Origin of the sequence: Sphingobium limneticum (assembly GCF_008710165.1) — a bacterium.
Classification (GTDB): Bacteria; Pseudomonadota; Alphaproteobacteria; order Sphingomonadales; family Sphingomonadaceae; genus Sphingobium; species Sphingobium limneticum.
The window spans coordinates 262861-275488 of record NZ_VYQA01000005.1 but is presented as its reverse complement, the minus strand read 5'-3'; the positions used below and the strand labels follow the sequence as shown (position 1 = coordinate 275488).

4 protein-coding genes and 1 pseudogene are annotated in these 12628 nt (G+C 57.2%); 1 reads left to right on the top strand and 4 read right to left on the bottom strand.

Annotated elements, in window-relative coordinates:
- Nucleotides 1-131, top strand: a pseudogene (locus F4U95_RS09305) (IS5/IS1182 family transposase); the annotation flags it as partial.
- On the opposite strand, the gene F4U95_RS09300 reads toward F4U95_RS09305, so the two are convergent.
- Genes F4U95_RS09300 through F4U95_RS09285 form a run of 4 tightly spaced genes read right to left on the bottom strand, consistent with a single transcriptional unit; the run spans nucleotide 123 to nucleotide 12424 of the window.
- Nucleotides 123-7472, bottom strand: coding sequence for a hypothetical protein (locus F4U95_RS09300; protein ID WP_211364656.1), 7350 nt, complete (start codon nucleotides 7470-7472; stop codon nucleotides 123-125). The pseudogene F4U95_RS09305 and the gene F4U95_RS09300 overlap by 9 nt on opposite strands.
- 37 nt (nucleotides 7473-7509) lie before the next feature.
- Nucleotides 7510-8259 (bottom strand): hypothetical protein, encoded by a 750-nt coding sequence (locus tag F4U95_RS09295; RefSeq protein WP_150425489.1) that lies wholly within the window; start codon nucleotides 8257-8259, stop codon nucleotides 7510-7512.
- A complete protein-coding gene (locus tag F4U95_RS09290; protein WP_150425488.1) occupies nucleotides 8256-8609 on the bottom strand; it encodes a hypothetical protein in 354 nt (117 codons plus the stop codon). The genes F4U95_RS09295 and F4U95_RS09290 overlap by 4 nt, the downstream gene beginning before the upstream one ends.
- Before the next feature lie 26 nt (nucleotides 8610-8635).
- Complete coding sequence (locus F4U95_RS09285; RefSeq protein ID WP_150425487.1) at nucleotides 8636-12424, bottom strand: tape measure protein; 3789 nt, start codon at nucleotides 12422-12424, stop codon at nucleotides 8636-8638.
- Nucleotides 12425-12628: the final 204 nt, after the last annotated feature.

Genomic DNA, 12628 nt, shown 5'->3' with positions numbered 1-12628 from the left:
GGTTCTTCGCTTGGGTCAATCGAAACCGCCGTCTGGCCAAGGACGTGGAAGCCACCCTCAAATCCGCCGCAGCCTTCCTCTACGCCGCCGCCGCCATGCTCATGCTACGCCGTTTGGCTCGGTCAGCGTGAGTTTCGAAACCGACTCTCATAGATGGTGCTGCCATTCTTCACGATGCGGACCAGCAATCCGCCGTCGGGGTTATGGTTAGTATAGAACGGCTTGTTGTTGACAGTTGTTGTGTTTCGTCCAACGGTCGTTGTCATGGAGCCGTTAAGTTCAATGAGATACGAACCATGTGCTGACGTTACACCAATGTCCTGAGCATAGAGCAGCAGTGATTGACCGGCATTAGGATTGCCACCTCCGCTTCCCGAAATACGCTTCACAAATCGGTCGAGTGCAAGCGCTTCTGGATTGACTGTTCCACTGATGAGCGCATTGCCTGTGACGCGGAGGTCGCCAACGATGTCAACGCCGCCGCCGCCATTGCTATCGGCTACAACGCGCAACTGAGCGCGGCCACTGCCTGCGACACTTTCTACCTGCCAATATGCTGCTGTTTTGCCATTCAATTGAGTTACCGATTCAGCGAGCGTCGTAACCGATGCCTCGTTGGAATAGGCCGTCATCTGGTTATTCTGCTCTAGCTTAACCTGACGCCAGCCGATTGCGTTGACCGATGCGTTGCCCTTGTAATGGACGAGGCGCGCAACGCAGTGAGTTGCGTTACCCGGCGCTACTGCCGTAAGACGATGGATGTTGCGGTTCACATCACTGTTGGAATAATCGTGGTTGGCGTAATTCACGGTCCCGCTATTTTGAGTGATCCAGTTGCCCGCGCCATCGAACCAGACGATTTCGGTGTAGCAATGGCCGTCGCCCCAATGGAGGTAATACAGGCTGTCAGCAGCCAGCGTATATGTCGCACCGCCGAAGATCGGCAGCTTTGCGCTCTCGATATATGTGTGGTTGCCTTCCCAATCGCCGCCTCGATTAGCGACTTGACCCCAGCCACCCGAAACATGAGGGTTCCATCCGCCGTGCGTCTGCCCCCAGTTAGACATGCCGCTATTGAAGCCGCCGTTCCTCAGCAGATTTGGACTACCAGACTGAACGATGGTTTTCAGGCTTGCGAGTTGGTCAGTAGCAGTAGCAAGAGCGAGGGCGGTCTGAGTGATGCTGGCCTGCTGAGATACAGCCGTTAGGGCGCCGGAACCGGGTGAATATGGACTTGGGCCATTGGCCAGTTCGTTAGACTGGCGCAGCATCGGACGGCAGAACCAAGCGTAGCTGTCCGAATAGCCGCCGAGTGTTGGATCTTTGACGAACACCACATGTGCGCGAGCAGCGTTCCAAGGCGACTGGACTTTGCCCCAATTTCGATACCACGCATTGATATCGCGACCACCCTGAGCAGAGGCGGCATTGGTGTTCGTATAATTCGAGGTAATTCCGCTGCCATTGGCATCGAGCCAATCAACACGGATATATGCGTTACAGCGATGTGCGCCGGTATATGCGCTGAACTCATACCATGTAGAGCCAGTGACCGAGATTTGATCGGAGTGCCATTGGGACCAAGCACCACCATCATTGTTGCGCTGATTGATGCCGATGTTGTGTTCATTGGTGGGTCGCCAATCGTCGCCGGACTGATCGCGGCTAAAAGCAAACCAGTTATTGTCGAATGGGCTGTAGAAGTTCCATCCAACTGAACTTGTAGCAAAAGTCGTCTCAGGAATGAGATTTCCGCCACCAGTCGAGAATGAAGCCGCTGTAATGGCACTGGTGGACGCCGCGCTGGCACTACCTGATGCTTGCGCTGCCGATCCGGCTGCTGCGTTGGCCGACCCCGCTGCATCACCGGCCCTGATGTTTGCGGTGTTCGCGCTTCCCGAAGCGGCTTCTGCGCGCTGACCGGCAAGACCGGCCTCATATAAGGCATTGCTGTAACTGGACGACGCCGCGCTGGCGCTATCGGCTGCGGCCTTCTCGGACGTAATGTCCTCGATGGTCAGGCCGGTCATGTGCCACAGGCCGTTTGGTGTGCCTCCTGTGGTCTGGAACTCGAAAATCGGCTTCCACTTCGACGGCCAACTGCCATCAACGGTGAACTCGATGCCGAATTTGTTAAAACCGGGGGAGTTGATAGCGATGTTGTTGACACAACCGGGCGGCGTATTGTCGCTGCCACGCGACGAGGCGTTTCCATCCCACTGATTGTTGTTAGTCGTCAGCAGCCAAAGCGAAACGATCTGGCAGTTATTGCCGTGTGTGTAGAACCAGCCTGTGACACGGTATCGGCGGCCTACGACCTTATCGACACTCTGCTTGAACCCAATGCGGTTGTATTGGCCGCCCTGACCACCAGCTTGGGCCGTGATGTAGGGCTGTGGCCAATTCTGATCGGGTCCGTTTTCCCAGCTAAAGCCGTTCCCGTTGTCACCCATGTAATCATAGCCAGCCTTTCCGACCGGGCCGACGAAGTTGGGGAAGGTGTTTGCGAATTGTTGTTGTGCGCCAGTGGCCGCGTTGCTGGCCGTGACCTGACTGGACGACGCAGCAGAGGCCGATTGCTGGGCTTCGCTGGCCTTGCTGCTGGCCGTAGATGCAGACCCGGCAGCGGCTTGCGCCGATCCACCAGCCTGACTTGCGCTAGTGCTGGCTAGACCTGCCTGTTGCGATGCCGTCGATGCAGAACCTGCCGCGTCCGAACGGCTCTGGCTGGCCTCGTTGCGATATGTCTGAGCAGCGCTCTCATGACCAGCAGCACCTTGTCGGTGATCCCACGCAGCGCCTTCATGTGCGCCAGCCGCCTGTCGGTTGAGCCAACTATTATACTCGTTCGTTGATGCGTTGGTCTGGCTGGTATTTGCCGACGATGCCGATTGACCAGCTTCACTGGCCTTGATCGAAGCGGTTGATGCGCTTCCGGCTGCTGCGTTGGCCGACCCCGCTGCATTATATTCGCCTGTAATATCGCGAATTTCGATGGACTGGATGCCAAAGACGCCCGGACTATCAATACGAAATAGCGGACGAACCCACGCGCAACCCTGATCCAGAAGCGTATTGGAATGAACGTCGATGTAATGCGTGGCCCAGCCGCCGGAACCCCAACCAGCTTGCCCCGGCGAGACCGATACGCCCATATTGACGTCATTCCAGTCGCTCTGGTCGGGCCTGATACCGATAGCGAAGATCGCAGCGTTCTGTGGGACATCCCCATTCTGCTGGCCGAATAATGCCCACTTTACGGTGATGCGATATACATGGTCGCGAATGAGAGCGACGCGGCCCTTCGGTGCGGTATGCGGGCTGATATGCGGATTGTTCTGGAGTTGGACGATGCTACCAAGGGTGCCGTGATCGTAGGCCCACCAGCGGTTGTCGCCTGAGAGATCGCTCGTCCCGGTGCGGTAATCCCATGTCCAGTCCTTCATGTTTAAGAAGGTGCTGGGCATCATTGCCTGCGCTCTGGTCGTCGCGGAGACTTCTGCCTGTTGCGCGGCACTAGCCGATTGACCTGCCTGTGATGCGCTTGAAGCCGCGCCCGACGCGCTACCGGCTGCGGCGCTGGCCGATCCACCGGCCTGATTTGCCGACCCTGCGGCTAAGTTGGCCTGCTGAGTTGCGGTCGAGGCCGATCCGGCTGCATCGGTCTTGCTCTGGCTGGCTTCGTTACGGAATGTCTCTGCTTGGCTCTTTAGCTGATCGGTAACAACGCGGTGATCCCATGCGTTGCCTTCGCTGGTCGCGGCATTTGTCCTGCTGGTATTTGCAGCACTGGCGCTTTGTTCAGCCTGTCCCTTGTAGATTGCGGCGGCGCTCTCACTGCCAGCAGCGGCATTGGCCGAGCCAGCGGCATGATATTCGCCAGTGATGTCGCGGATTTCGATTGTCTGGACGGCAAAATGGCCCTGACTATCAAGACGGAAAAGCGGGCGCGTCCACTGACAGCCGTTGTCGATCAGTCCATTACTGTGGACTTCAAGGGTATGGGTTGCCCAGAAGCTACCCCAACCAATTTGACCCTCGGAAATCGAAACCGAGACGTTGTTTGAATTCCAGTAGTCGCCGGTCTGCGCGCTATTCGGGCGGATGCCGATCGCGAAGATGGTCGCATTAACGGGGGTTCCAAGCTGATAGCCGGTCAGCGCCCATTTGACGGTGATGCGATAGACTTTATCGCGGACGAGCGAGATACGGCCCTTCGGCACAATATGCGGCGAGAAGTGCGGCGAATTATAGACATCGAGAATGCGACCGTAAGTGCCGTGGTCATAGGCGTTGAACCTGCCGTCAAGAACGCCGTTGGCGTTGCCCCAATCACTCGTCCAGTTGTTGATGTCCCCAAACGTGGAAGGCATCATTGCCTGAGCAGCGGTCGATGCACTGACAGACGATGCCTGTGCTGCACTTGCGGACTGGCTTGCCTCGCCAGCCTTGCTTGTGGCTGTCGATGCCGATCCGGCTGCCGCACCAGCGGACTGGCCTGCCTGATTAGCTGACCCGGCTGCTAAACCGGCTTGCTGAGTTGCCGTCGCGGCTGAACCAGATGCGTTAGTCTCGCTCTGGCTGGCCTGATTACGGAATGTCTCTGCATCGCTGCGATACTGGTTTGCTGCTTCTCGATGCTGCCATGCTCCACCCTCATGAGTGCTGGCGTTGGTCCTGCTGAGTTCTGCTGCCGACGCGCTCTGACCGGCTTTGCCTTCGCTGATCGACGCGGCGCTCTGGCTGGAAGCTGCGGCTTCTGCCGACGACTTCGCGGCCTGTTCGCTAGTTACATCATCAACGCGAACCGAGAGGACATCATAAACGCCAGGACGGGACATGCGGATGAGAACGCGCATGTACGCGGAGCGCGGATCGACATTTATGAAGTCGTCCGTGTTGATGTTGTAGGTAGCAGTCGCCCAGCCGTTGTTATCGCCCCAACCGGGTGCGTTCACGGCAATGTGACCCTGAGTGGCGGCGTTGTTGAACTGACCACCGGAAGTCGGGATGCCGATGCGGAACAACTCGATTTCGGGATCGACACCGGCGCTGTCGATGACGCGCCATTTGACGGTTATGCGGATTTTACGACCAGCGACGACCGGGATGCGGCCCACGTTCGCGAGGTCGCGCATGTAGCCATTATAATTTGTGAGGCGCGCAACGCGGCCCGACGACGTATCGACCAGCGACCATTCAGGAAGCGGTGCGCCTTGTCCGGTCGACCATTCTGCGGCCCAATAGGTCCAGCCTTCTGAGAAGTCGGTTGGCAGAAGAGCAGCAACGGTCGCCTTTGCAGTTACCGCGCTTGCCTGTGCTGCGGTGGCAGAATGACCGGCTTCACCGGCTTTGGTCGTTGCCGTCGAAGCGCTGCCTGCTGCGGCCTGCTGCGACCCATAGGAATTTGATGCAAACTGCTGGGCTTGATCGCGGGCCTGTTCGCTGACAGTCTTTGCGGCGTCGGAAGCAGCACGGGACGCCTCGCTGTTTCCGGCAAATCCCTGAGATTGACCACGCGCCAATTCGGATGCTGTCTGTGCTGCGACGGCGGCAGCGCGGGCAGCTTCACTATCCTGTGCTTTGCCGGCTGCTACATCGCGCGCAGCCTGTGCATCAGATAGCGCGCCCTGTGCGTTTGCGGCTGCGGCTGCGGCAATCTGCTCATGCGCCGCTGCTGAATTAGCGGCTGCTGCGGCCGATACGGTGTCACCGTATGTCGCCTTTAGATTTTCGGCAGTTTCCTGCGCTTCCTCAATTCGGTCATGTAGCGTCTTCGACGGAATGATGACGCCATTGTCGTCGGTGATCGCGTCCACGACCTCATCGGCTGTCTTGTCACCGACAGGCGTTCCCGATGGGGCGCCAACGGTCGCATTGTCTTCCGGCTTGCCGGGACCGTTGATCTTTTCCCACTTGGCGCTTTCGGCCATTGCCTGTGTGAGCGCGATCTTAGCGGAGTACAGACCTTCCCACGCCGCGCGATATCCAGCACGGTCAACTGGCGTATCTTGCGAACCGTCGTTCCATGCCGGGGACAAGCTATTTAGGTAGCTGTTCAGGTCATTGAAGCGGACGTTGTATAGGTAAAGCTGGCTGGAAACGTCCCATTGCGCGGCATCGCTGTTCAGCTTGTTCCAGTCGGCAGTCTCAACCGCGTATTGCTGGACCCAGTATTTCTTTTCGGCTCGATCAAGGACGCCATCAGCGACAATCGCATCAAGGCGCGATAGCTGAACCTCGACTTCGGCCTTCGTTTCGTTGAATTCGTCTAGGGCATCCTGAAATGCCTCGTCGGTTACATAGCCGTCAGCGTCGAAGATCGACGGGCTAATTTCCGATGGCGTATGGACCGACCAGCATCGGTCATGACCAACGGTGACTTTCCAAACCGGGCCAGTGCTGCTCGTTTCCTCATGGTCGATGATGAGGGGGAGGGTGGAGCGATCGCTACGAAGCTGGCCGCGATTTACAGGAGCGTAGAAGTCACCCACCTGCCAACGGCCCATGCCATCGGCGATCAGATAACCACCGGCATCCTTGACCGCTGCATAAGCGATGTTCGCGACCATTTCAGCGCCGGTCGAATAAAAGCACCATTCAGCATCAGCGAAAGCGCCGAACGTCCCGAAGGTCGCACTTGGCTGAACTTCGCGGATAAGCTGCTGAACAATTGTTTTGACGGTGTTGGTGTAAACGCCGTTATGAAGAGCGCCCTGAACATCGCAGGTTAGCTTCTTGTCGGTCGAACCACCGAGACGGAACAGGCCATGCGCGTTGCATGTCGCCCATTGGCCTGGCTGTAGGTCCATCGCGATCAGTTCATTATATGTGGAGACGTTCGCAGACGCCGGGGCAAGTTCCTGCGCGAAGTCATAGACCTTGGGGATGCCCGAAATCGGGCCGTAGCCGTGGACCTGATAGACCAGATACACTGTGTCGATCTGAACCGGCGCGACGTTCCTGCAATAGCCATGTGCGCGGGGCTTGAGATTGCCCTTGATCCCAGCGCCGCCTTCGACGCCGCCTGTGCCAGCATACTCGGCATAGAGGGCAGGGCGCTGTAGGTCGGCTTCACTGCCAAGCAGCGCGACTTTTGCGTAGATGCCCGTGCGATTAAAGCCAGATACGCGACCGGCAAAGACTTGCTGATATTCAGAGAACGGAGCGCCGTCTGTTCCCCACCAGCATGTCGCTAGCGCATTGCTCCAATCATATGTGGACCATTCCTCATTCGCATAGGCGTCGGAGCAAATGAACTCTAGATCACCATAACTGACCTGTGGGATTTGAAGCTGTCCGCTGGACATCAGGTTCAGGCTGAATGTCGGCAGAGTTTCCAACAGAGGAAGCCACTGCTTATTGTCGAGATTAACGCCAGCATTGCTGACACCACGCCTCGACATCCAGATTGTTTTGATCGTGCCGTCTGGCTTGACGGGTGTGACTTCGATGAGGAAATTCTGCATCACCTATTTACCGTGACGCAGAATGTGGAGAAATGGCGGTTTACTGGATCGTCGTAACGGTCAGTTCTAGGCTGTAGATGTCACCAGTGATGAATGTCAGTTTAGGACTGCCAACCATCGACACAAAGGCAGAGCGTTTCTGCATGTGAGGATCATTGTAGATCGGGACAAAGAGGAACCCGCGACGGTCGCTTGCAGCTAGGCAGAAGTCTTCCCAGACGTTGTAATAGGAAGTCGTGTCCATGCCAGACAGATTGATCTTCCATGTCGGCTTCGTGAGGAACTTCCTCAGATAGCTTTGACCCTGATTGTCGTATGAAACCTCTGCCCCTGTATCAATACCGTCCCATTCAACGGCAGTGCCAAGGATCAGATTGCTGACCTGAACGAAGCCCGCTGGATTGTCGGTCGAAACAATGTCGATGCGGACGACAGCATGGGAGACGGCAACGGGTAGACGGAAGATCACCATACTGCCGGTTGCTTTCGCGACGCCGGAATAAGCGACAATCGTCTGGTCCAGCGCCGGGCTGGTCGTGACGGCGGTTGCGTTGGCCGCTGCGCGAATACGGATAGTGTCAGTCGGTCGCAGGTTCGTACCGACGAGCGCAATCGTGTCCCAAGCGCCGGTTTGCGTTACGATCAGATATGTCCCTGTTAGCCCCGTAGAGCGCCACACAAGCGCCCGCTCATCGTGCAGCAAGTTGGATGCGCTCGTAGCGGACCCCGTGCTGCTGGGCGCGATAGACACGCTCTTGGGCAGGACAAATAATGCTCCCTTGTCGATCATCCGCGCACCTCAATGACTGAATAGCCCTCGTTAAAGTCGATTGATGTGCTGATGCCCTTTAGAGGCTCATCAACTGCGTCATGCTCCAGAACGGTATGCCACTGCGGAGGGCCGTCGATGAAGAAGTCCAGCCAGACAAAATCCTCAACATCCATACTGAATATGCGCGGATGCTCGTTCTCTGCGAGTATCTTGTTCGCCAGTGCCTGAGCCGCTGCTTCATTCAATGAGGTGTCGATGCTGATCTCAGCCGCACCATCATTCAGGGCTTGAACACCGGGGTTTTTCGCTGGCGCGTAGCGGTACTCGCTTTGGACGAACAGCGCATGGTCTGTATTTTCCACTGACATAAATCTCTCCCTTTTTGTTATTTACGTCAGTTCGCTTTGAGCAGGACGCCGTTCTGTCCCGTTAGTGACGATGTGATGTTGCGTCCGTTCGTCAATGCGTTCGCAATGATCTCTAGAAACTGGTTGCTTGTGTTGATCGCTGAGGTGACATTCTCATCCATCGTGGACACTGCATCTGTGGTGCCTTCTGCGCCTGTTGCAGCCTTCGCAAACTCACCTGTTGCGTTGCCGATTGCGCTCTGTGTCAGGTTGGTCAGATCACCGACGATGCCCTGATATGCAGAGGTCTGCTTGCCGTAGATGTCGCCAGCTTGCCCAAGGATTTCCTGAACGAGCTTGTTGAAGTCTGCGCTATCCACTGTGCCGCCGCTTGTGAGGGTCTGACGATACTTGTCCAGTGCCGTCATATCCTCCTGCAACAGAGCAAGAGGCGACTTTCCAGAGCCTTCACCCTTCAATAGCTTGAGGGTATCGTTGAAGTCTGCAAGCTGGTCGTCCAGTATCTCTTTCAGCTTAATGCTGCGATACTGCTCGACATTCGCTAAGTCTGCTGCCGATGCGCCAGCGGCTTTCATCTGCGCGGTCAGAGTGTCGATGTCTTTGACTGCCTCTTCAACCGCGCCCTTGATCGGGTTGTTGAACTTAGCGAGGCTATCTAGGATGCTCTCATAGGACTTTGCGAGGCTCAGTGCCTTTTCGTCACCGTTTGCAGCAATGACTTTCTTGGAGAAGTCACTGATGCCGGTCAGGATACCGTCTTGGAGGGCGACCTGAATTGCATAGGCGATTGCTGCCTCTGCATCGTCGCCGAAGTCCTTAACGTCGCCATACTTGCCCTTGAGCTTGCCGGTGCGGCCTGTATCGGAAACGCGCCAGTCCTTTTTATACATGCCGATGGACACGGAAGGGGAGCCGGTGAGCGTTGCGCCGAGTTCAGCAGCGATGCTTTCCAGTCCGCTGATAACGGAGCCTGCTGCGCTGTTGGCACCGTCCTTCCTCGAGGAACTGTTGCCCTTGATGCTGTTGACGCCGAGTTCGCCGCCTGCAAGCTGACCGATAGAAGCCGTGCCATACTTGGTCTTTTTCAGCAGGCCGCCGATAGTGCCGCCGAGCAGGGAGCCGATTGCCGATCCCAATGGACCACCAACGCTACCAAGCGCGCCGCCTAGCTGCGATCCGGTTGTGCTGAACTTGCCCCATAGCTGCTTACCGACACCTGCAATCTGGCTACCCATCTGAGCGCCCTGCATTGCCCCGCCGACTGCGCTGCCGATGCCCTTGACGAAGCTGCCGCCCTTTGCAGGATCGAAAGCATCCTTGAAGGACGAGAACGACGATGACATGGATTTCAGCGGATCGCTGAACACGGACTTGATGCCCTTGCTGCTATTGCCGAAAAGCTGATCGTTGAAGTTGCCTGCGCCAGTCTGCACGGCGTCGCCAAAGGTATTGTTCACCAGCTTGCCATTTTTCATGGTCTTGCCGAGCAGGCCAGCGATGCCGCCAAGGATGCCGCCACGGCTGAAATTGCCGTTGGCCGCGTCAACCATGTCCCTGATCTTGTCGCCCAAGTTCGAGATTGCGGAACCCCATTTGCCGCCGATGTCGTCGCCTAGCTGGCCAATGGTATCGCCCCAATGATCGCGCATGATATTCGCGCTTTCCATTGCCGCCTGACCAATGGCCTTATCCAGACCCTTGATTGCTTCATCGAACTGCGCCTTGCTGAACTTGGCGTTCTGGCCATTGTTGTAGAGCGCCGTGATCGAAGCGCGTTCGTCCGCGAAAGCGGTGTCGCGCTGCTGGGCAGCATATGCCGCCGAGTATTTCGCAGCCGCAGCCGCACCATCAGCTAGGAGCCTGTTCTGCTTGTCCAGTTCAGCGTTGCGCTGCTGGTCCATGCGATATTGGGCTTCTGCGATCTTATAGGCTTCGGACTGGATATTCTCGCCAGTGGCCAGAGCATTATTGCGATAATCGAGGACGGCTTTTTCAACGGTAAGCTGCTCTTCGGTCGCGCCGGTTGCCCTCATGCGATAGAGGTTTTCCTGTGCCGCGATGTCACGGGCAGCGATCAGATGCTCTTCGTTGGCCCTGAGCGTCAGTTCAGCAGCGGCCTTCTGATCCAGCAGACCTTCTAGCTTTTTGCGCTCTTCCTTGTTGATGTCGCGCCCGACGACAGCCTGATAGTCAAATATCTTGGACTGCTTCTCGCGCTCTGCGCCGGTCTGCTTGGACAGGACAAGTTCCTGCTCCATGCCTTCCCAGAATTCCTTTTGGGCCTTTGCGCGGCGTTCAGCGTCCTTCTCGGCGCTGCTCTTTCCTGCCATTTTATCAGGGATAGGGACAGCGCCGCCGCCGCCAGTGGGAACATCGCTCTTGCCGATCGGTGTGCTGGTCAGCGCGTCGATCTGCTTCTGGATCGCGCCTGCGACCCTTCCGCTGTCTGTGGCCAATGCGCGGCCATCACGACCTGTGCGGCCATTCGAGAACACGTTTGCGATGTCCGCTTTCAGGCTCTTCCCAGCCAAGCCCAGACCGGCGAGAATATCACCCTTGCCAAAAGCGTTGAACGCGTTGCGGCTGTTCATGCGCGCACCTTCAAAGGTGGCGTCCTGACCTGTGCCGATACGACCCTGCGCTTCGGTAAGCTGGGTTTGCAGCATTTCGACGCGGGCGGCACGAGCGGCCTTTGCCTGCTCCCATAGCTGTTTGGTCAGGTTGCCCGACGCATTTGCGAAGGACCAGATTTCCGGCTCCGCGCTCGCAGCGCTGGTCCCGACTGCCCTTGTTTCGCCAGATGCTGCCATTGCGGCCTTTGACGCTTCGCTCAACTTCACGCCGAATTTCTCAGCGGCGAGCGCGTTCGCGTCGAACGCAGCGGTCATGTTCTTACTATCGGTGTATAGGCCGACCAGCAGCAAGCTGATGCCGGTGATGGCCAAGCCGATTGGACCGCCAAACGCCCCCAAGAGGGCTGCACCGGCACCGCGCGCAGCGACGGCCATTGCGCCCATTGTCGTTGCAGCGCCGGATGCGGCTACGCTGGCCGCAACAGCACGGGTGACGAAGCCGACACCGAGTGCCAGGCCAAGCGACAACGCGACGGGAACGATGGTGTCGAGATTATTACCAAGCCCACGGATCGCAGCGCCCAAGCTGCCCGTGACGGCGTTGGCCTGATCGGCTTCACCGATATATTTCGTGACCGCGTTGGTTAGAACCTGCCACGACGACGCGACGGTGAAATTGGCCTTGGCAGCGCGAGCCTCAAGGGAATCGCTGCCCTTTAGGAAGTCTTCGAAAAACTGCTTGGATGTGACGTTACCGGCTTTGACGGCGGCAGTCAGCGCGGCGACCGATCCTTTGAACTTGTCCGATCCAGCGGCAACGGCCTGCAAGATCGGGTATGCGCCATCGAGGATGGAGTTATATTCTTCTGCTTGGATCTTATTGCCGGTGATGGCCTGACCCAACTGATGGAGCGCACCAGCAGCGTCATTGACCGATCCACCCTGCACCTTGAGCGCAGCCGCGACACCGTTACTGAATTTCAGGAGATCGCCCTGTGAGGCGTTGAGGCTCTTCTGCGCCTGTGATGCCTTGCCATATAGACCGGACATGGCCTCAAGCTGGACACCGAATTTCTGTGCTGATCCATATAGGCGCTCAATGACGAAGCGCTGCTTCTCGCCCTCGACACCGGCAACGCGCAGGGAGTTGGTAAAGCGGGTATAGCTATCTGCTAGACCGACGATCGCCTTGATCGTCGCAGCGGCAACAAAGCCCTTGATGACCGTATTGAGACGATCCATCGCTTTGGACGATGTATCGACAGCTTTGGCTGCGCTATTGGATGCCTTCTCGATCTTATTGAATGAGCCAGCGACATTATCGTTAGCAGCGGCAGTGGCTTTACCACCCCTTGTGATGCTACTGAGAGCAGCATTGACCTTCTTAGCGCCGTCTTGAGCGCAAGAACTGTCAATGCTTACCCTAATTGTTCTTGCAGTTTGCAC

What these genes read in the sequence shown, in the direction of transcription:
- F4U95_RS09295 (WP_150425489.1), bottom strand. Translation starts at nt 8,259, where the DNA reads ATGATCGACAAGGGAGCATTATTTGTCCTGCCCAAGAGCGTGTCTATC.
- F4U95_RS09290 (WP_150425488.1), bottom strand. Translation starts at nt 8,609, where the DNA reads ATGTCAGTGGAAAATACAGACCATGCGCTGTTCGTCCAAAGCGAGTAC.
- F4U95_RS09285 (WP_150425487.1), bottom strand. Translation starts at nt 12,424, where the DNA reads ATGGATCGTCTCAATACGGTCATCAAGGGCTTTGTTGCCGCTGCGACG.